We start from the raw sequence: 23,557 nt of genomic DNA on the forward strand, positions 1-23,557 counted from the left end.
GTCGTGCGAAACGGCCGATGCCGCACTCGCCGTAGGCTGGCCGCATGGCTACCGCATTGATCACCGGAGCGTCGCGCGGCCTGGGTGAGGAGTTCGCCTGGCAGCTCGCCACCGCACGCCACGACGTGGTGCTGGTCGCGCGCGACCGCGACGCGATGAGCGAGATCGCCGACACCATCCGCGGCGCCGCGGGCGTCGACGTCGAGATCCTGGAGGCTGATCTCGCGACCTCCGAGGGCCTCGAGGCCGTCGCGACCCGCCTGGCAGACCCAGGGCACCCCATCAGCATGCTGGTCAACAACGCCGGCTACGGCCTGGGCGAGCCGGCGCTGGACACCTCGTGGGAGCAGGAGAAGGCCATGCTCGACGTGCTCGTCACCGCCCCGCTGCGCCTGTCACAGGTGGCGGCCAAGGCCATGTCTGAGCGCGGCCACGGCGCGATCGTCAACATCTCTTCGATCGCCGCTCACCTTGCCAACACCACCTACGCCGCGCACAAGCGGTGGGTGCTCGACTTCACCCAGGCGCTCGCGTCCCAACTCGACGGCACCGGCGTCACCGCGACAGCCGTGGTGCCCGGGCTCGTGCGGACGCATTTCCACGACGCCGAGTCGCTCGCGCATATGCGTGAGGAGTACCCGGACCTCGCGTGGCTGACCGCGGAGCAGGTCGTGGAGTCCGCACTCGCGGCCGTGCGCCGTAAGGCGGTCGTCGTCACGCCCTCGGCCCGCTACGCGCTTGCCGGGACACTCGCGAAGGCGATCCCCTCGTCGCTGACCCGCCGCATGCGATCCATGCGGGGCGACTGAACCCAGCCGCGGCATCGGCCCCCGGTAGGCTGACCCGCATGACGACCGGTACCCCGCGCGAACAGTTGCGCGACCTCATCAAGGAACTCGCCGTCGTGCACGGCCGCATCACGCTCGCCTCGGGCAAGGAAGCCGACTACTACGTCGACCTGCGCCGCATCACCCTGCACCACCGCGCCGCGCCGCTCGTCGGCCACGTCCTCCTCGACCACCTTGAGGTCAGCGGCTACGGCCCCGCCGACGTGGACGCCGTGGGAGGCCTCACGCTCGGCGCCGACCCCGTCGCGACGGCGCTGATGCACGCGGCCGCGAGCCGCGGGCTCGGCCTCGACGCCTTCGTGGTGCGCAAGGAGAACAAGGCGCACGGCCTGCAGCGCCGCATTGAGGGACCGGACATCGCCGGGCGCACCGTCGTCGCCGTCGAGGACACCTCGACGACCGGTGGGTCCGTGCTGACGGCCGTCGAGGCGATCCGCGAGGCCGGCGCCACGGTCGCGGCCGTCGCCGTGATCGTCGACCGCGACACCGGCGCGCGCGAAAAGATCGAGGCCGAGGGCCTGCCCTACCTGTCGCTGTTCGGTCTCGAGGACCTCGACCTGGCCTAAGAATGGCGGGCGGCCGATGCGTCGGGCCCCTTCCGTACACGCCTGACCCTCGGTAGGGTGCGGCCATGTTCGCTCGATTGGCGTCGCGCCGGTGGGCCGGCCCGGGCCTGGCCGCCATCAGCGGCGTCGTGCTGGTCACGACCGGCTCGATGGCGTGGATGTGGGCGCTCGGCATCATCCTCACGCTCGCCGCCCTCGCGTGGGGCGGATGGGACGCGTGGCGGGCCATGCGCCACGGCGACGAGGCGCGCGAGTTCGCCGCCACGCACGGCTGGGAGTACCTGCCGCGCACGTACGAGTACAACTCACGTTTCTGGGCCTATCCCTTCGGCGAGGGTGAGGCGCGTCGTCAGGAGTCCGTCCTGCGAGGGACCTACGACGGCCAGCGGTGCGCGACGTTCTCGCACGTGTTCGAGACGCGCCACGACCGCGATTCCGCTCCCGTCACGCACGCGTTCCAGGTGACGCTCGCGGAGCTTCCGGTGGCGCTGCCGCGCATCGACATCGTGCCGCAGGGGATCTACCAGCAGGCACTCAAGGCGCTCGGCGGACGCGACGTCGAGGTCGAGTCGCATGAGTTCAACGAACGCTGGCGCGTGCGCGCCAGCGACGCGCGCTACGCCCACGCCGTGCTGGACCCCCGCATGGTGGAGCGCCTCACGTGGCTCGACATGGAGGGCGCGTCCATCCGCATCGAGGGAGCCGCCGTTTACGTCTGGGGTTCCGGGCGGCGCGGCACGGAGGATCTGGCCAAGCGGCTGGGCATCGTGACCGCGATCGCGCGACGGGTGCCCGCCCACGTCATTCGCGAATACCGCGACCTCGGGTACGGCACGGCCGAGCCTGGCGCCCCGCTCAAAGGGCCCGACTGGGCCACCCAAGGAGGGGTGCTGAACTCGCGGCGCTACACGGGCATCGGCGTCGAGGACACGGACGCGCCGCGCCGCCAGACCTTCCCCGAGGCCGGCCCGCGGCCCTAGCCCGCCGCCGAGGGGATGGCGCTCACGCCGCCGATCAGCATCGCGGCGCCGAGCGCTGCCACGAGGCCCGAGGCGATGACCCCGATCGCGCGCGTCGCGCGTGTGCCTAGCAGGCGGCCGGAGTACGCGCCAATGCCGGCGAGGAGGAGTTGCCACGCCAACGAGGCCGCGCCCGCGGCGACGATGAACGCTGCCGGCCCCACCCAGGAGGGCGCGGCTGTCGCCACGCCCGCGCCGAGCGCGACGAAGTACACCAAGGTCAGGGGGTTCACGGCGGTGAGGACGACGAATCGCGAGTACGTGCGGGCCGCGGAGCCGGGGCTCTCCACGCCCGTGGTGGGCGCCGCGTGGGAGGTCGCGCCCAGGAGCTGGCGCAGGCTGAGGGCCACCAGCAGCGCTCCCGCAGCGATCAGGAACGCCGCCCGGTATGCGTCGAGGCGAGCGGCGATCGCGCCCCCGGTCACCACTGCCGCTGCGCAGTAGACTGCGTCCGTGCTGGCGACTCCCGCGGCGCCGGCAGCGGCAAGCCGGAAGCCGCGCGTGAGGCCCTCACGTATGAGTAGAGTGCCGACGCCGCCGAGCGGCATGGCGACTCCCAGCCCCGCGGCGAAGCCGGCGAGCGCCGCCGTCGCCCATGATGCGTCCATACGCGCCAGCCTGGACCGCTCCCGCCCCGGTGACCGTCACATCTCCTGTGCCAGCGATAGATTCTCTGTGTGGACCATCTCGACGAAAAACTTCTCGGTCTCTTGCAGGCGAATGCTCGGCTATCGTTCAGCGAGCTCGGGCGCGCGGTGGGCCTGAGCCCTAACGCGGCCGCGGCGCGGGTGCGTCGCCTCGAGACCGACGGCATCATCGTGGGGTACACGGCCCTCACCGCGCCGGGGACACCAGGCCGCACAGGGCTCGAGGTCTACATCGACGTGCGCCTCCGCCATGAGGTGGACGGGGATGACTTCACCGACCGGGTTGCCGCGATCGCGGAGGTTGTCGAGGCCGTCCACATGACAGGTGCCTTCGATTATCTGCTTCACGCGTTTGTCCGCGACACCGCGGCACTCGACCGATTGCTCCGCACCCTCAAGTCCGACGGTGGTGTGGCCCAAACCCAGACGCGGATCGCCATGCGCCGGCGCGCCGCGCCCTGACGTCCGTTCACTGCGCGCACCGGGGCCGCTCGGCTCCGCACCCTAGCCCCCCGCCGCCGGCCCCGCTAGCATCGGGGACGACCCCCGAGGGAAGAGGTAGACGCCATGGAGTGGTTCTTCGTCGCGCTGGCGGTGCTCGTCGTCATCGCCGTCATCTGGGCCATCGGCCAGTACAACGCCCTGGTGCGACTGCGCAACCTGGTGCAGGAGTCGTGGCGCCAGATCGACGTCGAGCTGCAGCGTCGCCACGACCTCATCCCCAACCTCGTCGAGACGGTCAAGGGCTACGCCTCCCACGAGCGCGCGACCCTCGAGGAGGTCACGCAGGCGCGCACCATCGCCGCCGCCCCCGGCTCGAGCCCCGCCGAGCAGGCTCAGCAGGAGAACGTGCTGACCCAGGCGCTCGGCCGCCTGTTCGCCGTCGCCGAGGCGTATCCCGACCTCAAGGCCAACCAGAACTTCCTGCAGCTCCAGGCCGAGCTGACCAATACCGAGGATCGCGTCGCGGCCGGCCGCCGCTTCTATAACGCCAACGTGCGGGCCATGAACACCAAGATCGAGGTGTTCCCCACCAGCATCATCGCGGGCATGTTCCACTTCACGCGCGAGGAGTACTTCGAGACCGAGGACCCCGCGGCACGCCAGGCGCCGAACGTGCAGTTCTAGACCACCTGTGGAGGTCGAGGACCCCCTCCGGTCCCGCATGGGACGCCCGCGGCCGGTGCCACACTGGTCGTCATGACCACGCTCGGCACCCCGTTGACTCCTCACGCCACCCGCGTCCTGCTCCTGGGCTCGGGTGAGCTCGGCAAGGAGGTCGCGATCGAGCTGATGCGCCTGGGAGCCGAGGTGATCGCCGCCGACCGCTACGCCGATGCCCCTGCGATGCAGGTGGCGCACTCCTCCAGGGTGCTCGACATGCTCGACGCGCACGCCCTACGAGCCGTCATCGCCGAGGTGCGCCCCCACCTCATCGTGCCCGAGATCGAGGCGCTCGCCACCGAGGTGCTGCTCGAGGTCGAGGCCGCCGGCGACGCGACCGTCATCCCCACCGCGCGCGCCACGGTCCTCACCATGAACCGGGAGGGCATCAGGCGCCTGGCCGCCGAGGAGCTGGGACTGCCCACCTCGCCCTACCGGTTCGTGGACTCGCTCGCTGAGCTCGAGGCAGCCATCGCGGACCTCGGCACTCCGTGCGTGGTGAAGCCCGTCATGTCCTCCTCGGGCAAGGGACAGTCGGTCGTGAGGGATCCGGCCGATGCCGTGGTCGCCTGGGACTATGCCGCCGCCGGGGCGAGGGCTGCTGGCGGCCGGCTGATCGTCGAGGCATTTGTCGACTTCGACTACGAGATCACACAGCTGACCGTGCGTCATGCGGGCGGCACCACCTTCCTCGATCCGGTGGGTCACGTGCAGGTGGACGGCGACTATCGAGAGTCGTGGCAGCCGCACCCCATGGCCGAGTCGACCGTGCGCCGCGCCCGCGAGGTGGCCGGCGCCGTCACCGAGGCGCTCGGCGGGTACGGGGTCTTCGGCGTCGAGCTGTTCGTGCGCGGCGGCGAGGTGATCTTCAACGAGGTCTCGCCCCGTCCGCACGACACCGGGCTCGTCACGCTCGCGAGCCAACGGCTGTCGGAGTTTGCCCTCCACGCTCGCGCGATCCTGGGGGTGCCGCTGCCGGCCGAGGTCGACGCGGTACCCGCGGCCTCCGTCGCCGTCCTCGCGGAGGGCTCGGGCGTGCCCGTCGTCTCAGGCGTCGACGCGGCGCTCGCGGTGCCCGAATCCGACCTCAGGATCTTCGGCAAGCCCCGCGTTGAGGGACGCCGCCGCATCGCCGCGACCGTGGCGAGGGGCGGCACGGTGGGTCAGGCGCGCGAGCGAGCGCGGGAGGCGGCCGCGGCGCTGACGGTGGAACTCGCGTGACAGGAGCGCCCGGCCCCGCTGCGCCCGGCCCCGCCTCGGACGAGTCGCCCAGCCACGGCGTCGGCCCCTGGCCCGGTGGCGAGGCCGCCTGGCCCCCAGGCGACCACTTCGACCCCGAGCTGCTGCGCGACGGCGACCGCCGCAACGTCGTGGACCGCTACCGGTACTGGCGGCACGAGGCGATCGTCGCCGACCTGGATCTCCTCCGTCACCCGTTTCACGTGGCGATCGAAAACTGGCAGCACGACTTCAACATCGGCTCCGTCGTGCGCACCGCCAATGCCTTCGCGGCGCGCGGCGTCCACATCGTCGGCAACCGCCGCTGGAACCGCCGCGGCGCCATGGTCACCGACCGCTACCAGCACGTCACGCACCACTCGACGGTCGACGAGTTCATCGCGTGGGCGCACGGCGAGGGCCTCGCGGTCATCGGCATCGACAACCTGCCCGGCTCGGTGCCGCTCGAGACGTACGCCCTGCCGCGCGAGTGTGTCCTGGTGTTTGGCCAGGAATCTGTGGGTCTCACCGACGCGGTGAGGAGGGCGGCCGACGCGACGCTCGCCATCGCCCAGTACGGCTCCACCCGTTCGATCAACGCGGGCGCCGCCGCGGCGATCGCGATGCACGCCTGGGTGGGCCAGCATGGAGACATTGCGGCCGGGCACGCCGGCTGACGCGCGACGAGGAGGTAGGCCGTGGCCGAGGTGTCCGAGGACGATCTGGAACCCTTCGAGAAGCTCCACCGCGACGGTTCGCTGTGGGCGCGCGGGCAGCTCCACGAGGGCGCAGAGCACGGCTACTGGGAGTTCTTTCGCAGGGACGGGACGCTCATGCGTTCGGGCACGTTCGACCACGGACGCCAGGTAGGTGAGTGGACCACGTATGACAAGGCGGGAGCGCCGTACAAGGTAACGGACATGGGCGACGCTTAGCGGTTTCTTTCTTCAGCGCGCCGGACTAGAGTTTTCGGCATGCCGAAAAGTCGAGGACGCACCGTTGTCCGTGCTGCCGCCGTGATCGCGGCGTGCCTCGGTGCGACTCTCGCGCTCACGGGCTGTGAGATGCCTACGGGCTCCGCCGCGGCATCGGCCGACGACTCTCGCCCCCTGGTGCTCACGACCTTCACCGTGCTCGCGGACATGGCGGCCAACGTCGCGGGCGACGACCTGCGGGTCGAGTCCATCACCAAGGTGGGCGCCGAGATCCATGGTTACGAACCCACACCGCTCGACATCGCGAAGGCGTCCGAGGCGGACCTCATCCTCGACAACGGGCTGGGGCTCGAGGCGTGGTTCGCGCAGTTCGTGCAGTCCGTGGACGCGCCGCACGTGGTGGTCTCGGACGGCGTCGAGCCCATCGCGATCGCGGGTGACGCCTACGACGGCCTGCCCAACCCGCACGCCTGGATGAGTCCGCACGTGGCGCAGGGTTACGTCGGCGCGATGGTGGAGGCCTTCGCCGCCCTCGACCCCGACAACGCGGCCGCCTACGCGCGCCGAGGCTCCGCCTACCAGGAGGAACTGCGCGCCGTGGCCGACGAGTTGGAGGCCGACCTCGCGGCCGTTCCCGCAGCCCAGCGCGTGCTCGTCACGTGCGAGGGCGCGTTCTCGTACCTCGCGCGCGACGCGGGTCTCGAGGAGGTCTACCTGTGGCCCGTCAACGCCGAGCAGCAGGCGACCCCGCAGCAGATTGCCGCCGCGATCGAAGAAGTGGACTCACGCGAGGTGCCCGCCGTGTTCTGCGAGTCGACCGTCTCGGACAAGGCGATGATGCAGGTGGCCGACGCCACCGGGGCGACGCTCGCGGGCACGCTCTACGTCGACTCGCTCTCGGAGGCCGACGGCCCCGTGCCGACCTACCTTGACCTGCTGCGCCACGATGCCGAGCTCATCGCCGCGGGCCTCACGGGAGACGCGTCGTGACCGGGCCAGCGCTCGACATCCGCGACCTCACCGTCACGTACGGCGACGTCGTGGCGCTCGACGGTTGCACCCTTTCGGTGGCCCCGGGTCGCGTGACGGGGCTGATCGGCATGAACGGCTCGGGAAAGTCGACGCTGTTCAAGGCGGTGATGGGGGCGGTCAGGGTCGATTCCGGCACCGTGACCGTGGCGGGCGGCAGTCCCGCGGCCGCTCGGGCCGCCGCCACCGTCGGGTATGTGCCCCAGAGCGAGGACATCGACCTCGACTTCCCTGTATCGGTCCGCGACGTCGTCGGCATGGGCCGCTACGGACACCTGGGATTCACGCGCCGCGCTCGTGCGGAGGACCGGGTGGCGGTGGACGAGGCGCTCGCGCGGGTCGAGCTGACGGAGCTGGCGGAGCGGCAGATCGGCCAACTCTCGGGGGGCCAGCGCAAGCGTGCCTTCGTGGCGCGGGCTATCGCCCAGGACGCGGCGCTGCTTCTGCTCGACGAGCCGTTCGCTGGCGTCGACAAGCGTTCGGAGGCGACCATCGTGCGGCTGCTGAGGTCGCTCGCCGACGACGGCCGCGCGGTGCTCGTCTCGACACACGACCTCCACGCGCTGCCCGACCTCGCGGACGATGCGGCGCTGCTGCTCCACCGCATCCTCTTCCACGGCTCGGTTGGGGACGCCCTCCAGCCCGAGAACCTCGTGCGGGCCTTTGGCGTCGACGTGACGGGGGGTGCTCCATGAGCGTGCTCGACCTGATCCTGGAGCCGCTGCAATACGACTTCATGGTGCGCGCGCTCCTCGTCACGCTCATGGCGGCCGTGGTGAGCGCCGTGCTGTCGTGCTGGCTCGTGCTCATCGGCTGGTCGCTCATGGGTGACGCGGTCTCGCACGCCGTCCTGCCGGGCATCGTGCTGGCGTACGTCTTCGGGCTGCCCTTCGCGATCGGCGCGCTGGTGTTCGGGCTCGTGGCGGTCGGGCTGATCGGGGCCGTGAGCGGCACCAGCCGGATCAAGGAAGACGCCGCCATCGGCATCGTCTTCACGACCCTTTTTGCGTTAGGACTCGTGCTGGTCTCGGTGGTGCCCAGCCAGGTGGACTTGTCGCACATCCTGTTCGGCAACATCCTGGGGGTGAGTGTCGCCGACCTGGTGCAGGTGGGCGTGCTCGCAGCGATCGCCCTCGCGGTGCTGATCCTCAAGCGCCGCGACCTGGTGCTCTACGCCTTCGACCCCATGCACGCCCGGGCGATGGGGCTGTCGCCGCGTCGCCTCGCGACGCTCCTGTTGGTGCTGCTCGCGGTCGTCGCGGTTGTGGGCCTGCAGGTGGTCGGCGTCGTGCTGGTGGTGGCGCTGCTGATCATCCCCGGGGCCACGGCGCACCTGCTCACGGACCGGTTCTCGCGGATGCTGCTGATCGCGCCGGTGATCTCGTCACTATGCTCGGTGGCGGGCATCTACCTGAGTTATTGGCTCGACGCCTCCTCGGGGGGACTGGTCGTGGTGGTGCAGGGAGTGGTGTTCGCGCTCGTCTACCTGCTCAGCCCGCGCCACGGGCTGGTGCGCCGGTGGCGGCGCACCGCGACAATGACCGCGTAACGGGAGGAGCAGGCCGATGGCCGACGGTAACGTCACCGAGGACTACCTCAAGGCGATCTACAACGCCGGGGAATGGTCGGACAACGCCGTGACGGTCGGCGTCCTGGCCCAGCGGCTCTCCCTGTCGCCGTCCTCGGTCTCCGAATTGGTGCGCAAGCTCGCCGGTCGCGGCCTCGTCACCCACGAGCGCTACGGGTCGGTGGACCTGACAGACGAGGGCAGGGCCATCGCGCTCGCGACCGTGCGCAAGCATCGGCTCATCGAGACGTTCCTCGTGGACTACCTCGGCTACGACTGGGACGAGGTGCACGACGAGGCCGAGGTGCTCGAGCACGCCGTCTCGGACGACTTCGTCGAGCGCCTCGCCGACAGGCTGGGCCAGCCCACCCACGACCCGCACGGCGACCCCATTCCCTCCGCGGACGGCACCGTGCCCGCCGAACATCACACCTCGCTCGATGCCGTCGTCGAGGGGGCACGGGTGCGTGTGGCGCGCGTGTGGGATGACGACCCCGACCTGCTGAGGCACCTGTCGGACGTCGCCCTCGACATCGGCGCCGTGCTCACGGTGCGCGCGCAGCGCGCGTCGGTCGGCATCGTCGAGCTGGACCTCGACGGACGCACCGTGACGCTCGGCACCGCCGCCGCCGGACACATCCTCACCGTCCCCGTGTGAGGCGCGTGCGCACCAGGACCCTTGGCCCTCTGCGGGCCCCCCTCAACATCTGACAGAATGGACGACGGTTCCATCCGCACAAGCTCAGGAGTTACCCATGGCTATCGCCACCGTTGAGTCGTATGCCGCGATGCTGGACGCCGCCAAGGCCGGCGGCTACGCGTTCCCCGCGGTCAACATCACCTCGTCGTCCACCATCACCGCAGCCATCCAGGGCTTCGCGGAGGCGGAGTCGGACGGCATCCTGCAGGTCTCGGTCGGAGGCGGCCAGTACGCCTCGGGCGGCACCATCAAGGATCAGGTCGTCGGCTCGCTCGCCCTCGCCGCGTTCGCCCGTGAGGTCGCGGACTCGTACGGCGTCACGATCGCGCTGCACACCGACCACTGCCACAAGACCTACCTCGACTCGTGGCTGAAGCCGCTGCTGAAGATCGAGGCCGACAAGGTCGCGAACGGTGGCACGCCCATCTTCAACTCGCACATGTGGGACGGCTCGACCGTGCCGATGGACGAGAACCTCGCCATCTCCGAGGAGCTCCTCGAGCTGTCGCAGGCCGCGAAGACGATCCTCGAGATCGAGATCGGCGTCGTCGGCGGCGAGGAGGACGGTCACAGCGCCGAGATCAACGACAAGCTGTACTCGTCGCCCGAGGACGGCATCGCCACGATCGAGAAGCTCGGTCTGGGCGAGAAGGGCCGCTACCTCACCGCGATGACCTTCGGCAACGTGCACGGCGCGTACAAGCCCGGCGCCGTGAAGTTGCGTCCCGAGATCCTCGGTGACATCCAGGCCGCCGCCGCCGCGAAGTTCGGCAAGGACAAGCCCTTCGACCTCGTGTTCCACGGTGGCTCTGGCTCGACCGCCGAGGAGATCGCCACGGCCGTCTCGCACGGTGTCATCAAGATGAACATCGACACCGACACCCAGTACGCCTACACGCGTCCGGTCGTCGACCACATGATGAAGAACTACGACGGCGTCCTCAAGGTCGACGGCGAGTGGGGCAACAAGAAGGCCTACGACCCGCGCGCCTGGTACAAGGCCGCCGAGGCCGGCATGGCCGCCCGCATCGTCGAGGCTGCGCAGCAGCTCGGCTCGGCAGGCAAGAAGATCTAAGTCCGAAATTCGGCAGGCGCGAGCCCCGATCAGTCGGACTGACTGGTCGGGGCTCGCGTACGTCCGGCCGATGCCGCCGTCGCCTCCCGTAGGGTGGGACGGTCGCGCATCGGTTGGGCGGCACCGGCTCGCGCCGCCTGGCGTGGCCGGCACCAAGCCCCCGGCAAGGACCGGGGTGAGGGGAGTGGGGCGCTATGCCCGGAGTGGTGATCGTCGGGGCCCAGTGGGGCGACGAAGGCAAGGGCAAGGCCACGGACGTGCTGGGAAGCCGCGTCGACTATGTGGTGAAGTTCAACGGGGGAAACAACGCCGGTCACACGGTCGTGATCGGCGACCAGAAGTTCGCCCTCCACCTGCTGCCGTCGGGCATCCTGACGCCGGACGTGACGCCCGTCATCGGCAACGGCGTGGTCGTCGACATCTCCGTGCTGTTCAGCGAGATCGACGCGCTGATCGAGCGCGGCGTCGACCCATCGAAGCTCCTCATCTCCAACGCCGCACACGTCATCGCGCCCTACGCGCGCACGCTCGACAATGTCACCGAGCGCTTCCTGGGCAAGCGCAAGATCGGCACCACCGGTCGCGGCATCGGCCCCGCGTACGCCGACAAGATCAACCGCCTCGGCATCCGCATGGGCGACTTGTTCGACGAGCAGCTGCTGCGCGACAAGATCGAGGGGTCGCTCGAGCAGAAGAACCACCTGCTCGTGAAGGTTTACAACCGCCGCGCCATCTCGGTCGACGAGGTCGCCGACGAACTGTTGCAGTACCGCGACCGGCTCGAGCCGATGGTCACGGACACGTCACTCATCCTGAACCAGGCACTCGACCGCGGCGAGACCGTCCTGTTCGAGGGCGGCCAGGCCACCATGCTGGACGTTGACCACGGTACGTACCCGTTCGTGACGTCCTCGTCGGCGACGGCGGGCGGCGCCTCGACGGGCTCGGGCGTAGGCCCCACCCGCATCGACTCCGTCATCGGCATCGTCAAGGCCTACACGACCCGCGTGGGCGAGGGGCCGATGCCCACCGAGCTGTTCGACGAGAACGGCGAGTTCCTGGCCCGGGTGGGTCACGAGTTCGGCACCACCACGGGCCGTCAGCGCCGCTGTGGCTGGTACGACGCGGTCATCGCTCGCTACGCCTCGCGCATCAATGGGCTCACCGACCTGGTGCTGACCAAGCTCGACGTGCTCACCGGACTCGAGGAGATTCCCGTGTGCGTCGCGTACGACGTGGACGGCGTGCGTTACGAGGAGCTGCCGCAGGACCAGGCCGCGTTCGCCGCAGCGACGCCGGTGTACGAGTACCTGCCGGGCTGGACCGAGGAAATCTCGACGGCGCGCGAGTTCTCCGACCTGCCGCAGACGGCGCAGGACTACGTCATGGCACTCGAGAAGATCTCGAACTGCCGCATTTCCGCGATCGGCGTGGGTCCCGGCCGTGACGAGATCATCGTCAACCACGACCTGCTGCACGCGCGCGGCGCATAGCGACGGAGCGGCTTCCCCCACTCTCCGGGTGGGACATGAGTGCCGGTGTCGGCTCGATTCGGGCACTCATGTCCCACGAGAAGGCTCGGCGGGCAGACCCGGAGTCGGTCGCGCCCGCCCCTCGCTAGACTCGCCTGCGTGAAGATCCTCCTCGTCGGCAACGGTGCGCGCGAGCACGCTCTCGCCCGCTCCCTCCACCTCGATCCCGCGGTCACCGAGCTGCACGCCGCGAACGGCAACCCCGGCATCGGCCAGCTGGCCACGCTGCACGGTGTGGATCAGAACGACGGGATCGCCGTCGCGTCGTTGGCCGCTAACGTCAAGGCCGACCTCGTCGTGGTCGGTCCTGAAGCGCCGTTGGTTGCCGGCGTGGCCGATGCGGTGCGCGATAGTGGCGTGCCCGTCTTCGGGCCGTCGGGCAAGGCCGCCATGCTCGAGGGCTCCAAGGCCTTCGCCAAGGAGGTCATGGAGGCCGCCCACGTGCCGACGGCAGCGCCGCGCGTGTGCGCCGACTCGACGGAGCTTGCCGCCGCGCTCGACGAGTTCGGTGCGCCTTACGTCGTCAAGGACGACGGGCTCGCGGCGGGCAAGGGCGTCGTCGTCACCACCGACCTTGCCGAGGCGACCGCGCACGGCGAGGCGATTCTCGCCGCCGGCGGCGTCGTGGTCATCGAGGAGTTCCTCGACGGCCCCGAGGTGTCGCTGTTCTGCCTGTGCGACGGACGCACGGTGGTGCCGCTCCAGCCGGCACAGGACTTCAAGCGTGCCTACGACGGCGACGCGGGCCTCAACACCGGCGGCATGGGCGCCTACACGCCGCTGCCGTGGGCACCCGAGGATCTTGTCGACGAGGTGGTCCGCACCGTCGCCCAGCCCACCGTCGACGAGATGGGCCGGCGCGGCACCCCGTTCGTGGGCGTGCTGTACTGCGGCCTGGCGCTCACGTCGAAAGGCGTGCGCGTGGTCGAGTTCAACGCCCGGTTCGGCGACCCCGAGACGCAGTCGGTCCTGAGCCGCCTCGAGACACCCCTCGCGGGCGTGCTACTCGCCGCCGCCGAGGGACGCCTCCACGAACTTCCTCCGCTCGAATGGTCGGAGGACGCCTCGGTCACGGTCGTGCTGGCCTCCGAGGGGTATCCCGAGTCCTCCCGTACGGGCGACCCCATCACGGGCATCGAGGATGCCGAGGCCGTCGAGGGGGCTCACGTGCTCCACGCCGGCACCGCCTTCAACGACGCCGGCGAGGTGGTCTCGGCCGGTGGCCGCGTGCTGTCGGTGATTGGTTGCGGAGAGACTCTCGCGGCGGCCCGCGAGGTCGCCTATGAGGCCCTGAGCCGCATCCATCTCGCGGGCGCTCACCACCGCAGCGACATTGCGCTCGCGGCCTCGCGCGGCGAGACCCCCACGGGCGCGATCCCCGATGGCGCCGCCGCAGACGCACCCGTCGGGAACGGAGCCGCCTGATGCCCGGACACGTCACGCCCCCCACCGCCCCCGCGCTTGAGGGCTGGCGCCACGTCTACTCGGGCAAGATCCGCGACCTGTACGAGCCCGTCGAGCCGCACCCGCGCGGAGACGTCGTGCTCGTCGTGGCGTCCGACCGCATCAGCGCCTACGACTGGGTGCTGCCCACCGAGATCCCCGGCAAGGGTGGCGTCCTCACCGGGCTCAGCCTGTGGTGGTTCGACCAGGTCGCGCCCATCGTGGCCAACCACACGGTCGAGGCCCCGGTGCCCGCCGAGGTCGAGGGCCGCGCGATGGTCTGTAAGCGCCTGGACATGTTCCCCATCGAATGTGTGGCGCGCGGCTACCTCACCGGCTCGGGGCTCGCGGAGTACCAGGAGTCCGGCACGGTGTGCGGCATTCCACTGCCCGAGGGCCTTGTGGATGGCTCGCGCCTGCCCGAGCCCATCTTCACCCCCGCCGCCAAGGCCGAGGTGGGCGAGCACGACGAGAACATCAGCTTTGAGCAGGTTGTCGAGCGCATCGGCGAGGCCGACGCGACCGCGCTGCGCGACCTCACCCTCGCGGTCTACTCCCGTGCGCACGAGATCGCGGCGGCCAAGGGCATCATCCTCGCCGACACCAAGTTCGAGTTCGGCCGCGACGGCGACGGGAACATCCTGCTGGCCGACGAGGTGCTCACACCCGACTCGAGCCGATTCTGGCCCGCGGACGAGTGGGAGCCGGGCCGGGCCCAGCCCAGCTTCGACAAGCAGTTCGTGCGTGACTGGCTGACCTCGAGTGAGTCGGGCTGGGACAAGAAGTCCGATGCTCCGCCGCCGGCCCTTCCCGACGACGTCGTGGAGCGCACCCGTCAGCGCTACCTCGAGGCGTACGACAGGCTCGCCAAGCACTGAGGCAAGGGCGTTACCGCGCCCGGCCACCGCATCGGCCGCTCGTTAGCGGTCGGGGTGCTTCTCGTGCCAATCGAGGTCGACGCGCTTGCCGCCGATGGTGGGCACGCCCCAGCCGAACTTCAACGAGCCCAGGCGGACGGCGAGGATGACAACGATCGGCACCCAGAACGCCACCGTGCGGGGCACGTCGAGCCACAGCAGTAGCGCGTAGGAGGCGGCGCCGGCGAGCGCGGCGGTCGCATAGAACTGACCGTTGCGGAACACGTCCGGCACGTCGTTGGCGAGCATGTCGCGGATGATGCCGCCGCCCACGCCCGTGACGATGCCCATGACGGCGGCGACGATGGGGTGCGCGCCGGCGTCGAGCGCGATCCCGGTGCCGACGACCACGAACACCGCGAGCCCGGCCGCGTCGGTGATCTGGACGATGCGGTAGCGGTCAAGCCGGTCCGGCGGGTGCCAGCGCGCGAGCAGCGCGACGACCAGCCCGGTCACGGCCGCGACGAGCAGGTAGGACGGCGATGCCATCCAGAACACCGGGACGTCGAGCATGACGTCGCGCAGGGTGCCGCCGCCCACGGCGACGATGCACGCGAGGACGATCGCGCCCACGAGGTCCATGCGCTTGCGCCCGGCCGCGACGGCTCCCGAGACGGCGAAGGCCACCGTCCCGAGGTACTCGAGGACGGTGCGGAGGGTGCCGAGGGCGGACTCGACGATCTCGGGCGTCGTCGCCGCCTCCACCCATCCGCTCATGGCGGCAAGCGTATCCGTGGGCGGCGACCCAACGTTCCGCGCGCGGGGTGCGTTGGGATGGCATGGGGACGATGCGAGGACGCACCAGGGGAGTGCTGGGCTTGCTGGCGGCCGCGATGGTGCCGCCGGCCGCGGCGTTCGCGGTGGGATTGGTCGCGATCGCCGTCACGCTGTCGGCGTGCGCGCCGGGCGGGGCCGCCGGTCCGGACGGGCCGATCGGGCCCGACGACCGCCTCGATCTGGGCTCGCCCGGCGGGGTCGAGCGGCTCATCACGGATTTCACGTATTACCCGGCGTGCGGCAACGAGACGCTCAGCGTTGATGGCGAGACCTGGTACCCCTACCGACCCGCCAACGCGGCCGAGCTGCCGACCTCCGACCCGGCGCCCGAGCCGGGCCAAACGGACGGTGCCGCCGATGCGGACGCGGCCACAGCATCGGCCGTCTGGAATGCGGTGGTCGGTGCGGGCGCAGCCGACGTGACGCCGGTGGTGGCCGCGCCCGCGGTGGTGGCGCCGGAGCCGGGCCAAGACGAGGGGGTGCTGGCGATATACGAGGGCGGGCTGGCGCACTGGACCTCAAACTTTGGCGACCTCGACACGTGGCTGACGTCGACGCCGCTGGACTACGCCTGGGTGTGCTGACGGTCGCGCTTCGAACCCCGCTCACGCGTGCGCGCGCGTGCCGGTAGACTCACCGCCATGGCCACCATCGTCGTCCACGTGATGCCCAAGCCCGAGATTCTTGACCCCCAGGGCAAGGCCGTCGGCAACGCGCTTCCCCGCCTGGGCTTTGACGGTTTCGCGTCCGTCCGCCAGGGCAAGCGCTTCGAACTCACGGTCGACGGCGAGGTGACCGAGGAGCTGCTCGAGTCGGCCCGTCAGGCCGCCGAGACGATGCTGAGCAACCCCGTCATCGAGGACGTCGTGGCGGTGGAGGTCGTCTCCGAGTCGACCGCCGAGGTCGCTGGCTGATGGCCCGCATCGGCGTCGTCACCTTCCCCGGCACGCTCGACGACCGGGACGCGGCCCGCGCGGTGCGCCTGGCCGGCGGCGAGGCCGTCAACCTGTTCCACTCGGACGAATCCCTCCAGGACGTCGACGCCGTGGTCCTGCCCGGCGGCTTCTCGTATGGCGACTACCTGCGTGCCGGCGCGATCTCGCGCTTCTCTCCCATCATGGAGAAGGTCGTCGACGCCGCAAACGGCGGCATGCCCGTGCTCGGCATCTGCAACGGCTTTCAGGTCCTCACCGAGGTGCACCTGCTGCCGGGATCGATGATCAAGAACGACCACCTGCACTTTGTGTGCCGCGACCAGGTGCTGCGCGTCGAGAACGACGACACGGCTTGGACCACGGCCTACACGAACGGCGAGGAGATCACGATCCCGCTGAAGAACCAGGACGGCCAGTACGTCGCCGACGAGCACACGCTCGACGCGCTCGAGGCCGAGGGTCGCGTGGCGTTCCGCTACGTGGGCTTCAACCCCAATGGTTCGCGCCGCGACATCGCCGGCATCACCAACGAGCGCGGCAACGTCGTGGGCCTCATGCCTCACCCCGAGCACGCGGTGGAGCCGGGCTTCGGCCCCGACTCGCGCGAGGCGGGCCGCGGCGGCACTGATGGACTGGGGTTCTTCTCCTCGGCGATCCAGGTGCTGCTGGCGACGGCCTAACCCGCGCCCCACACTGCCCGGTCGTCCTCGTGACTGACATCGTCGAGTCCGTCGTCCTGCCGGTGCGCCCCGGCATGGAGGCCGAGTTCGAGTCGACCTTCCGCGAGGCCTCGGCGTTGATCTCGCGCCAGCCCGGGTACCTCGGCCACTCGCTGCGGCGCGGTGTGGAACACCCGAGCACCTACCTGCTCACCGTGACCTGGACCGACGTCGATGCCCACGAGGTCGGCTTCCGCGGCTCCGCCGACTACCAGGAGTGGAAGCGGCTCCTGCACTGCTTCTACGACCCCTTCCCGGTGGTGTTGCATTATGGAGAGGACCTGCTCGCGTGAGCCTCAGCGACCCCGTCAACCCGGCCGTCGATCCTGCCGTCGCCGCCTTCTGGGCCGCCCGCCGCGCCGAGATTCCCGCCCTCCCCAAGGCTCTGCCCGAGGTCTGGGCCTTCGGCGCCACCCCCGAGCATGCCGACGCGCTGCTCGCCTTGGTGCTGGCGGGCACCAAGACGGGGACGGCATCGGCCCTCTGGGACTACGAGCACGCGGGCGATCCCATCCCCACCGTGGGCGACCTCAGCATCATCCTCGACGGCGCCGGTCGGCCGCGCGCGCTGCTCGAGACCACCGCGATCGACATCGTGCCGTTCGATCAGGTCGATGCGGAGCACGCGGCCTCCGAGGGCGAGGGCGACCTCACGCTCGAGTACTGGCGAGCCGCGCACGAGCGCTTCTGGCGCGCCCACGCCGAAAGCCCGCGCGGATTCGCGCCCGATATGCCGGTGATCTGCGAGCGCTTCAGGCTGCTGTTCCCGGCCGCGTAGGCCGTCCGAGAGGTCCTACCTTCCGTCCTCGCGCTCGAACGTCACGTGGACCACGCCGCTTTCGGCGGTCTCGGCGGTGACTCTGCGCCCCGCCTCGAGCCCGCGCAGGCCCTCCCACAGCCGCTCGCCGCGGCCCAGCAGGATCGGCACGATCGCCACGTGGAGGTCGTCCACGAGCCCGGCAGCGAGGAAGTCCCGCACCGTCCTCGCGCCGCCGCCGATCCGCACATCGCCGCCGCCCGCAGCCGTGCGGGCCATCGCCAGCGCATCGACCGGCGTCGCCGAGACGAACTCGAACCGGGTGCCGTTGTCGAATTCGACGGGCGGCCGGGGCGTATGCGTCAACACGAAGACAGGGCAGCGAAACGGCGGCTCCTCGCCCCACCAACCGCGCCAGTCGGGATCGTCGCCGTGAAGGTGCAGTCCGAACATCGCGGCGCCCATGATCTCTGCGCCCACGTCCTCGAAGTAGCGCGCCGCGTAGTTGTCATCGACGCCTGTGGTGCCAGAACCATCGGCCACCCCCAGGACGCGCTCGCGGAAGGTGCGCGTCGCGACATAGTCCGCCGTCAGACGTCCCCAGTCATCGCCGAAGGGGTTCGTGGGCGTCTGGTCGGTCGTCGTGGCGAAGCCGTCGAGCGAGATGTTGAGGTCGACGCGGACTCGGGACATGGATGCTCCTTGACTACGGGGGGGCCGATGCCGTGGCAGGCTTTCGCTCAGCATGTCACCGCCCGCTGACATACGCTCGGCTTAGAACAGGACACCACCGAAAGGGCCGCACGGATGCATCGCGTCACCTATCAAATGGGAATGTCGCTCGACGGCTACATCGCCGATGCCGACGGGGACTTTGGCTGGTCCGAGCCCAGCGCCGAGCAGTTCCGCTTCCACATCGAGGAGCTGCGCGGCGTCCACACCCACCTCCTGGGCACGCGCCTATACGAGACGATGGCGTACTGGGAGGACCCCGCCAACGCGGCGACCTTCGACGACGCCGAGCGCGAGTGGGCCGACCTCTGGAACGCCCTGCCCAAGCTCGTTTTCTCGCACACGCTCACGGACGTCACCGGCGCCGCCCGCCTCGCGACCGAGGACCTGGCGACCGAGATCGCGCGCCTCAAAGACGTCCCCGGTGACGGTGACATCGCCATCGGCGGCGCGGACCTCGCGCATCAGGTGGCCGCGCTCGGCCTCATCGACGAATACCAGGTGATCATCGGGCCCGCGATCGTGGGCGGCGGCACACCCTTCTTCGCTCACGACGGCCGCCACGAGCGCCTCACCCTCGTCGAGAACCGCACCTTCGAGGGCGGCAACGTCCTGCTGAGGTACGCGGTCAACCGCTAGCGCGGCAGCCGTCAGCCAGACAGCCGTCAGTCAGACAGTCGTCAGCCAGGTAGTCGTCAGCCTCGCGGGCGCAGGGCCGACGCCGGCGCCGGTCCCGTATGCGCCCCACCCAGGCGCGAACGCAGCTCGGTGAAGGCATCAAACGTCGTGCGGTTGAACTCTGCACCAAGCTGATTGGGGATGGTGACGAGGACGGTGTCGGCCGACTGGACGGCCTCGTCCTCGCGTAACTCCGCCTCGATCTTGTCGAGCTCGCCCACGTAGGTCTTGCCGAAGGTGGCGATGAAGTTGTCGATCTGGCCCACCTGATCGCGGTTGGCTCCCATGCGGTCGCGCTCCAGCGTGGTGCCGAAGTAGGCGGCGGTGGTGTCGTCGATGATCGGCATGATCGAGCGCGAGATCGACACCCGCGGAGTGCCGGGGTGGCCGGCTTCCTTCCACGCCTCCCGATATGCGTCGATCTGACGAGACTGGATGACGCCCAGCGGTTCGCCGGAGCCGCCTTCCACCAGCGTCGACGACATGAGGTTCATGCCCAGCGCCCCCACCCGCCGCGCGGACTCCTCGCCGCCCGCGCCGTACCAGATGCGCTCGGTGAGCCCGGGGGATTGGGGTTGAATCGGGAGCCTCTCGCCGGCGCGCACGTGGGCGCGCGGGCCCGGCAGCGCGATCCCGTCGCCCGCGATGGCACGGCGGAAGGTCTCGATGCGCTGCGCGGCATCCTCGGCGGGGCTCATCCCGACGGGAAGCGGGTAGCCGAACTCGCCGGGGCCGTCGGCGGCGGGCTCGGGTGAACCGCGCGACACTCCTAGCTGCAGCCTGCCGCCCGAAATGAGGTCGGCTGTTGCGGCAGCCTCGGCCATGTACAGCGGGTTCTCGTAGCGCATGTTGATGACGCCCGTGCCGAGTTCCACACGCGAGGTGCGCGCGCCCATGGCAGCGAGGAGCGGGAAGGGCGAGGACGTGTTCTGCTCAAAGTGGTGAATGCGAATCCACGCGCCGTCCATCCCGGCATCCTCGGCCGCCTCTGCCAGCGCGATCGTGTCCTGCATGAGGTCGCCCGCGGTGCGCACGCGCGAGCCGGGGGCGGCGGAGAACCAGCCAAAACTGAGAAAGCCGATGTTGATCACGGCTCAGGAACGCCTGGCGTACTCGCCGGATTCCTGGGGCGCCTGTGTAGGGGTGGCCGATGCCGTGGCTCCCCACGCGGCGGCTAGCGCCGCCGCGCTGTAGACGACGAGCGTGGGGATCATGATCCACCACACGCGGTCGAGCGCGGCGTCCGCCCACGCAGGGCTCGGGTCGACCAGCCAGGTCACGGCCCAGCAGGCGAAGAGCCCGACCATGACGGTGGTGAGCAGCGCCTCCGCCCATCGGGGCGCATGCCCGTTGAGGGCGAACGACACTACCTCGCGCGCCCGCGCGAATGTCACGACCGACCCGTCCTGCGCTCCGCCTCGACCCACGCCACCGTCATCCACGCCACGACCACGGCGCCGGTGAGCATCACGAGCGGCGCGGTCACAGCGTCGAGCCACGCCGGGGGACCGTCGATGGTGGCAAGAAGCGTGACAAGCCATGCGACGTTCAGGCTGCAGGCCGCGATGATGGCCGCGAGCCACCACCCTGTGGGCCGCATGCTCCGCCACACCTGGCGTGTCGTCAATGATTGCTCGTCCACTGCGTGATCCCCCGATCTTGCCTGCGCCCCCGTGCGCTCGGCCTCTGTCCACCATATCGACCGATGCGCCAGGATGGGGCGCATGACTCAGGCTGTACCGACCCCCGATCCGCGCACCGCCCGCCGAGCGCCCGAGGAGCTCGACGAGTTCCAGCTCGCCGAGACCCGGCCCGACTATCGCGTGGACATCGAGCGCATCCGCTTCTCGCCGTACTTCTCGCGCCTGTCCGCCGTCACCCAGGTGATCTCGCAGACGGGAGCCGGCATGGCGGTGCACAACCGCCTCACCCACTCGGTCAAGGTCGCCGCCGTTGCCCGCGCCATCGCCATGCACCTCCACCGCGACCAGGGACCCACGGGTGCGCTGGTCGCGGAATTGGGCGGCTGCGACCCGGTGGTGGTTCAGGCCGCGGCGAGCGCGCACGACGTGGGCCACCCGCCGTTTGGCCACCTCGGTGAGCGCGCGCTCGACCGCCTGGCCCGCGACCGCTTCCGCCTGCGCGAGGGCTTCGAGGGCAACGCCCAGACCTTCCGCATCCTCACCCGGCTGGACGAGCACGACACCCAAGGCGTCGGGCTCAACCTCACCCGGGCGGTGCGCGCCGCGGTCCTCAAGTACCCGTGGCTGCGCGGCGAGGGCGGCGAGCGCCGCGGCGCCTCAAGCCACAAGTTCTCGATGTACGTGGTGGACATCGACGACGCGCGGGACGCCCTCAGCGCCTATCCCCAGATCGCCGAGGGCCAGCAGACCCTCGAGTGCTCCGTCATGGACATCGCGGACGACATCGCGTACTCGCTGCACGACCTCGACGACTTCTACCGCGCGGGCCTGCTGAACCAGGCCACGATCGCGGGCGAGTTCCGCGAGTGGAGCCGGGAGCTCGCCGACCTGCGTGCGCTCGACACCGCGACCCTGCGCGACACCAGCCGCTCGCCCGGCCATTCGCTCGAGCTGCTGTGGCGCCGCCTCCATGAGCGCGACCCGTGGATCGCGGACGCGGATGCCTTCGACGCCGCCGTTGCCAAGGTCACCGAGGAGGTGGTCGAGGGCTTGCTGACGGTGCCGTTCGACGGCTCCCTGGCGGCCGACCGCTCGCTCGCACGCTTCACCACCGACTGGATTCGCCACCTGCAGTCCTCGGTCGAGGTGCACCGCGACCCCGCGCACCGCTCGGGCCACGTGAGCCTCAACCGCACCGCGTGGCACGAGGTTGCCGTCCTGAAGTTTCTCCACGAGCGCTTCATCCTCGACCGCCCCGACCTGGCGGTCTACCAGCGCGGACAGGCCAGCCTGATCGAGCGCCTGGTGGACGGCTTCGCCGCTTGGCTCGACGACCCCCACGATGCCCGGCGCGCCCCACGCCGCCTCCTCGACCTCGTCGACATGGCCACGGAGGACTACATGCGGGTCCTCCACGAGGAGCCGCAACTGCTGCCCACGGTCGACGAGACCGAGATTCGCCGCCGTGCGGCAGGCCGCGGCATCGTCGACTACGTTGCGGCCCTCACGGACGCCCAGGCGACCGGCCTCGACGCGATGCTCGCGGGCCGCACCGAGCGGCTGTGGGACGCGGGGCAGGGGCTGTAGCGACCGGCCCAGGCAGCGTAAGGCGCGATAATCCTGAGGTGACCCAGACGCCCGACCCCGCCGCTCCATCGGCCGCCCTGAATGTCCGTCGGGTGGAGCCCGACGACGCCGACGCGCACCGCCTGTGGAAGGCCCAGGAGCGCGACCTCGCCGAGCGCTACGACGACCCCGAGTTGGTGCTCGAGACCGAGTTCCCGACCCTCGTCGGTTCCTGGGTGGGTGACGAGGACGGTGTGCCCGTCGCAACGCTCGTGGCCCGCTGGTCGCCGTACCCGGAGACGCGGCCCGGCGACCTCGAGCTCAAGCGCCTGTGGGTCGAGCCCACGCATCGTGGACGCGGGCACTCGAAGGCGGTGATACGGGTCGCGGAGGAGGCCGCAAGGCGTGCGGGCGCCACCCGGATCATTCTCGAGACGGGCGATATGCAGCCCGAGGCCAACGCCCTGTACGCGCGCATGGGCTACCACCGGATCGACAACTACGGCGAGTACGCCGAGGAGCCTGGCTCGATGTGCTGGGGCAAGGACCTGCCCACGCGTGTCCTGGTCATCAACGGCACTATGGGTGCCGGCAAGACCACCACGGCGGCCGCGATTCACGACCTCCTCGGCGAACGCGGCGCGCGCTCGGTGTTCCTCGACGGCGACTACCTGTGCCAGGCGAACCCGTCCGGACCCGAGGATCCGCACCACCAGACGCTGCTGTTCGCCTCGCTCGCGGCGCTCGCGCCGGTGTGGCGCGCTCGCGGCTTCGGGCTCGTGGTGCTGCCGCGTGTGGTCGAGGACGGCGACGACCGTGTGCGCTACGCATCCGCGCTGTCGACGGCCGATGCCGGACTCGCCTCGGTCGCGGTGGTCCGGGTGACGGCGGCCGAGGCCACGCGGGCGGCGCGCCTGACGGCGCGCGAGCCTGAGGGGTTCTGGCGCAACCATGCGCTGGCGCGGACGGTGGAACTCGAGGCCATTCTCGACGCGGCGCGACTGGACGATGCGGTGATCGGCACGGACGATGCCGACCGGCTCGAGGTCGCGGCGGCGGCTCTTCGGGCTGCCGGGTGGGCGTAGCGCTC

General features: G+C 70.4%; 30 protein-coding genes. 24 read left to right on the forward strand and 6 right to left on the reverse strand.

The annotated features are described in order from the left end of the window. The first annotated feature begins 44 nt into the window (after positions 1–44). The 3 genes from B7K24_RS02910 to B7K24_RS02920 all read left to right on the forward strand — a co-directional run bounded on the left by B7K24_RS02910 (position 45) and on the right by B7K24_RS02920 (position 2,394). On the forward strand, positions 45–809 hold the full coding sequence (locus B7K24_RS02910) for an SDR family oxidoreductase (RefSeq protein WP_084128582.1): 765 nt from the start codon (positions 45–47) through the stop codon (positions 807–809). A gap of 38 nt (positions 810–847) precedes the next feature. Beyond that, a complete protein-coding gene (gene pyrE, locus B7K24_RS02915) occupies positions 848–1,414 on the forward strand; it encodes an orotate phosphoribosyltransferase (protein ID WP_084128583.1) in 567 nt (188 codons plus the stop codon). Positions 1,415–1,479: 65 nt separating this feature from the next. Continuing rightward, positions 1,480–2,394, forward strand: a complete 915-nt coding sequence (locus B7K24_RS02920; protein WP_084128585.1) for a DUF3137 domain-containing protein — start codon at positions 1,480–1,482, stop codon at positions 2,392–2,394. Here the strand turns inward: B7K24_RS02920 and B7K24_RS02925 are convergent. Further along, a complete protein-coding gene (locus B7K24_RS02925; protein ID WP_084128586.1) occupies positions 2,391–3,041 on the reverse strand; it encodes a LysE family transporter in 651 nt (216 codons plus the stop codon). The genes B7K24_RS02920 and B7K24_RS02925 overlap by 4 nt on opposite strands. A 69-nt stretch (positions 3,042–3,110) precedes the next feature. On the opposite strand from B7K24_RS02925, the gene B7K24_RS02930 reads away from it, so the two are divergent. The 13 genes from B7K24_RS02930 to B7K24_RS02990 all read left to right on the forward strand — a co-directional run bounded on the left by B7K24_RS02930 (position 3,111) and on the right by B7K24_RS02990 (position 14,621). Further along, the gene (locus tag B7K24_RS02930; RefSeq protein WP_084128588.1) at positions 3,111–3,542 is read left to right on the forward strand and encodes an Lrp/AsnC family transcriptional regulator; all 432 of its coding nucleotides are present in this window, start codon (positions 3,111–3,113) and stop codon (positions 3,540–3,542) included. A gap of 105 nt (positions 3,543–3,647) precedes the next feature. Further along, positions 3,648–4,208 carry a LemA family protein gene (locus tag B7K24_RS02935; protein WP_084128589.1) on the forward strand — a complete coding sequence of 187 codons (561 nt, stop codon included), beginning with the start codon at positions 3,648–3,650 and terminating at the stop codon, positions 4,206–4,208. Positions 4,209–4,280: 72 nt separating this feature from the next. Beyond that, positions 4,281–5,465 (forward strand): formate-dependent phosphoribosylglycinamide formyltransferase, encoded by a 1,185-nt coding sequence (gene purT, locus B7K24_RS02940; protein ID WP_084128591.1) that lies wholly within the window; start codon positions 4,281–4,283, stop codon positions 5,463–5,465. Next, positions 5,462–6,139, forward strand: a complete 678-nt coding sequence (locus B7K24_RS02945) for a TrmH family RNA methyltransferase (RefSeq protein ID WP_084128592.1) — start codon at positions 5,462–5,464, stop codon at positions 6,137–6,139. Before purT ends, B7K24_RS02945 begins: the two co-directional genes overlap by 4 nt. A gap of 21 nt (positions 6,140–6,160) precedes the next feature. After that, positions 6,161–6,397, forward strand: coding sequence for a toxin-antitoxin system YwqK family antitoxin (locus B7K24_RS02950; RefSeq protein WP_234986529.1), 237 nt, complete (start codon positions 6,161–6,163; stop codon positions 6,395–6,397). 39 nt (positions 6,398–6,436) lie between these two features. After that, a complete protein-coding gene (locus B7K24_RS02955) occupies positions 6,437–7,387 on the forward strand; it encodes a metal ABC transporter substrate-binding protein (RefSeq protein ID WP_084128594.1) in 951 nt (316 codons plus the stop codon). Continuing rightward, entirely contained in the window at positions 7,384–8,121 is a 738-nt protein-coding gene (locus B7K24_RS02960; protein ID WP_084128596.1) for a metal ABC transporter ATP-binding protein, read from the forward strand. Before B7K24_RS02955 ends, B7K24_RS02960 begins: the two co-directional genes overlap by 4 nt. Continuing rightward, positions 8,118–8,975 carry a metal ABC transporter permease gene (locus tag B7K24_RS02965; RefSeq protein WP_084128597.1) on the forward strand — a complete coding sequence of 286 codons (858 nt, stop codon included), beginning with the start codon at positions 8,118–8,120 and terminating at the stop codon, positions 8,973–8,975. The genes B7K24_RS02960 and B7K24_RS02965 overlap by 4 nt, the downstream gene beginning before the upstream one ends. A gap of 16 nt (positions 8,976–8,991) precedes the next feature. Then, entirely contained in the window at positions 8,992–9,651 is a 660-nt protein-coding gene (locus B7K24_RS02970; RefSeq protein WP_084128599.1) for a metal-dependent transcriptional regulator, read from the forward strand. A 97-nt stretch (positions 9,652–9,748) separates the two neighbouring features. After that, positions 9,749–10,768, forward strand: a complete 1,020-nt coding sequence (gene fbaA / locus B7K24_RS02975) for a class II fructose-bisphosphate aldolase (RefSeq protein ID WP_084128601.1) — start codon at positions 9,749–9,751, stop codon at positions 10,766–10,768. Between the two features lie 194 nt (positions 10,769–10,962). Further along, positions 10,963–12,261, forward strand: coding sequence for an adenylosuccinate synthase (locus B7K24_RS02980; RefSeq protein WP_084128602.1), 1,299 nt, complete (start codon positions 10,963–10,965; stop codon positions 12,259–12,261). A 138-nt stretch (positions 12,262–12,399) separates the two neighbouring features. Beyond that, complete coding sequence (gene purD, locus B7K24_RS02985; RefSeq protein WP_084128604.1) at positions 12,400–13,725, forward strand: phosphoribosylamine--glycine ligase; 1,326 nt, start codon at positions 12,400–12,402, stop codon at positions 13,723–13,725. Then, entirely contained in the window at positions 13,725–14,621 is an 897-nt protein-coding gene (locus B7K24_RS02990; protein ID WP_084128606.1) for a phosphoribosylaminoimidazolesuccinocarboxamide synthase, read from the forward strand. The genes purD and B7K24_RS02990 overlap by 1 nt, the downstream gene beginning before the upstream one ends. A 42-nt stretch (positions 14,622–14,663) precedes the next feature. On the opposite strand, the gene B7K24_RS02995 is transcribed toward B7K24_RS02990, so the two are convergent. Further along, positions 14,664–15,377 carry a trimeric intracellular cation channel family protein gene (locus B7K24_RS02995; protein ID WP_084128607.1) on the reverse strand — a complete coding sequence of 238 codons (714 nt, stop codon included), beginning with the start codon at positions 15,375–15,377 and terminating at the stop codon, positions 14,664–14,666. 71 nt (positions 15,378–15,448) lie between these two features. On the opposite strand from B7K24_RS02995, the gene B7K24_RS13205 reads away from it, so the two are divergent. From B7K24_RS13205 to B7K24_RS03020, 5 genes are read left to right on the forward strand one after another with little or no spacing between them, the layout of a single operon-like run. Then, complete coding sequence (locus B7K24_RS13205; protein WP_144268089.1) at positions 15,449–16,021, forward strand: hypothetical protein; 573 nt, start codon at positions 15,449–15,451, stop codon at positions 16,019–16,021. 57 nt (positions 16,022–16,078) lie between these two features. Next, complete coding sequence (gene purS, locus B7K24_RS03005; RefSeq protein ID WP_084128610.1) at positions 16,079–16,351, forward strand: phosphoribosylformylglycinamidine synthase subunit PurS; 273 nt, start codon at positions 16,079–16,081, stop codon at positions 16,349–16,351. Beyond that, positions 16,351–17,052, forward strand: a complete 702-nt coding sequence (purQ, locus tag B7K24_RS03010; protein ID WP_084128612.1) for a phosphoribosylformylglycinamidine synthase subunit PurQ — start codon at positions 16,351–16,353, stop codon at positions 17,050–17,052. Before purS ends, purQ begins: the two co-directional genes overlap by 1 nt. Positions 17,053–17,081: 29 nt before the next feature. Then, positions 17,082–17,384, forward strand: coding sequence for an antibiotic biosynthesis monooxygenase (locus B7K24_RS03015; RefSeq protein ID WP_234986530.1), 303 nt, complete (start codon positions 17,082–17,084; stop codon positions 17,382–17,384). Further along, complete coding sequence (locus B7K24_RS03020; protein ID WP_084128613.1) at positions 17,381–17,869, forward strand: ASCH domain-containing protein; 489 nt, start codon at positions 17,381–17,383, stop codon at positions 17,867–17,869. Before B7K24_RS03015 ends, B7K24_RS03020 begins: the two co-directional genes overlap by 4 nt. A gap of 15 nt (positions 17,870–17,884) precedes the next feature. On the opposite strand, the gene B7K24_RS03025 is transcribed toward B7K24_RS03020, so the two are convergent. Continuing rightward, positions 17,885–18,541, reverse strand: a complete 657-nt coding sequence (locus B7K24_RS03025) for a dihydrofolate reductase family protein (RefSeq protein WP_084128614.1) — start codon at positions 18,539–18,541, stop codon at positions 17,885–17,887. Positions 18,542–18,655: 114 nt separating this feature from the next. On the opposite strand from B7K24_RS03025, the gene B7K24_RS03030 reads away from it, so the two are divergent. Next, positions 18,656–19,219, forward strand: coding sequence for a dihydrofolate reductase family protein (locus B7K24_RS03030; protein WP_084128616.1), 564 nt, complete (start codon positions 18,656–18,658; stop codon positions 19,217–19,219). Between the two features lie 56 nt (positions 19,220–19,275). Here the strand turns inward: B7K24_RS03030 and B7K24_RS03035 are convergent, their stop codons facing one another. From B7K24_RS03035 to B7K24_RS03045, 3 genes are read right to left on the reverse strand one after another with little or no spacing between them, the layout of a single operon-like run. Beyond that, positions 19,276–20,349, reverse strand: coding sequence for an LLM class flavin-dependent oxidoreductase (locus B7K24_RS03035; protein WP_084128617.1), 1,074 nt, complete (start codon positions 20,347–20,349; stop codon positions 19,276–19,278). Positions 20,350–20,352: 3 nt separating this feature from the next. Continuing rightward, entirely contained in the window at positions 20,353–20,652 is a 300-nt protein-coding gene (locus B7K24_RS03040) for a hypothetical protein (RefSeq protein WP_084128618.1), read from the reverse strand. Continuing rightward, entirely contained in the window at positions 20,649–20,858 is a 210-nt protein-coding gene (locus B7K24_RS03045) for a hypothetical protein (protein ID WP_084128619.1), read from the reverse strand. Before B7K24_RS03045 ends, B7K24_RS03040 begins: the two co-directional genes overlap by 4 nt. A gap of 124 nt (positions 20,859–20,982) precedes the next feature. Here B7K24_RS03045 and B7K24_RS03050 point away from each other — a divergent pair, with 124 nt between their 5' ends. Both B7K24_RS03050 and B7K24_RS03055 read left to right on the forward strand, forming a co-directional pair. Continuing rightward, positions 20,983–22,488 (forward strand): deoxyguanosinetriphosphate triphosphohydrolase family protein, encoded by a 1,506-nt coding sequence (locus B7K24_RS03050; RefSeq protein WP_084128620.1) that lies wholly within the window; start codon positions 20,983–20,985, stop codon positions 22,486–22,488. 38 nt (positions 22,489–22,526) lie between these two features. Then, entirely contained in the window at positions 22,527–23,552 is a 1,026-nt protein-coding gene (locus B7K24_RS03055) for a GNAT family N-acetyltransferase (protein WP_159449125.1), read from the forward strand. Positions 23,553–23,557 lie beyond the last annotated feature (5 nt).

This window comes from Demequina sp. NBRC 110055 (assembly GCF_002090135.1).
GTDB lineage: Bacteria > Actinomycetota > Actinomycetes > Actinomycetales > Demequinaceae > Demequina.

Bases quoted from the DNA above. Each gene is read 5' to 3' on its own strand.
- B7K24_RS02990 (WP_084128606.1), top strand. From the start codon at position 13,725: ATGCCCGGACACGTCACGCCCCCCACCGCCCCCGCGCTTGAGGGCTGG.
- purQ (WP_084128612.1), top strand. From the start codon at position 16,351: ATGGCCCGCATCGGCGTCGTCACCTTCCCCGGCACGCTCGACGACCGG.
- B7K24_RS13205 (WP_144268089.1), top strand. From the start codon at position 15,449: ATGCGAGGACGCACCAGGGGAGTGCTGGGCTTGCTGGCGGCCGCGATG.
- B7K24_RS03045 (WP_084128619.1), bottom strand. From the start codon at position 20,858: ATGCGGCCCACAGGGTGGTGGCTCGCGGCCATCATCGCGGCCTGCAGC.
- B7K24_RS03050 (WP_084128620.1), top strand. From the start codon at position 20,983: ATGACTCAGGCTGTACCGACCCCCGATCCGCGCACCGCCCGCCGAGCG.
- purT (WP_084128591.1), top strand. From the start codon at position 4,281: ATGACCACGCTCGGCACCCCGTTGACTCCTCACGCCACCCGCGTCCTG.
- B7K24_RS02935 (WP_084128589.1), top strand. From the start codon at position 3,648: ATGGAGTGGTTCTTCGTCGCGCTGGCGGTGCTCGTCGTCATCGCCGTC.
- B7K24_RS02955 (WP_084128594.1), top strand. From the start codon at position 6,437: ATGCCGAAAAGTCGAGGACGCACCGTTGTCCGTGCTGCCGCCGTGATC.
- B7K24_RS02925 (WP_084128586.1), bottom strand. From the start codon at position 3,041: ATGGACGCATCATGGGCGACGGCGGCGCTCGCCGGCTTCGCCGCGGGG.
- purS (WP_084128610.1), top strand. From the start codon at position 16,079: ATGGCCACCATCGTCGTCCACGTGATGCCCAAGCCCGAGATTCTTGAC.
- B7K24_RS02970 (WP_084128599.1), top strand. From the start codon at position 8,992: ATGGCCGACGGTAACGTCACCGAGGACTACCTCAAGGCGATCTACAAC.
- pyrE (WP_084128583.1), top strand. From the start codon at position 848: ATGACGACCGGTACCCCGCGCGAACAGTTGCGCGACCTCATCAAGGAA.
- B7K24_RS02995 (WP_084128607.1), bottom strand. From the start codon at position 15,377: ATGAGCGGATGGGTGGAGGCGGCGACGACGCCCGAGATCGTCGAGTCC.
- B7K24_RS02980 (WP_084128602.1), top strand. From the start codon at position 10,963: ATGCCCGGAGTGGTGATCGTCGGGGCCCAGTGGGGCGACGAAGGCAAG.
- fbaA (WP_084128601.1), top strand. From the start codon at position 9,749: ATGGCTATCGCCACCGTTGAGTCGTATGCCGCGATGCTGGACGCCGCC.
- B7K24_RS03025 (WP_084128614.1), bottom strand. From the start codon at position 18,541: ATGTCCCGAGTCCGCGTCGACCTCAACATCTCGCTCGACGGCTTCGCC.
- B7K24_RS03030 (WP_084128616.1), top strand. From the start codon at position 18,656: ATGCATCGCGTCACCTATCAAATGGGAATGTCGCTCGACGGCTACATC.
- B7K24_RS02910 (WP_084128582.1), top strand. From the start codon at position 45: ATGGCTACCGCATTGATCACCGGAGCGTCGCGCGGCCTGGGTGAGGAG.
- B7K24_RS02920 (WP_084128585.1), top strand. From the start codon at position 1,480: ATGTTCGCTCGATTGGCGTCGCGCCGGTGGGCCGGCCCGGGCCTGGCC.
- B7K24_RS02965 (WP_084128597.1), top strand. From the start codon at position 8,118: ATGAGCGTGCTCGACCTGATCCTGGAGCCGCTGCAATACGACTTCATG.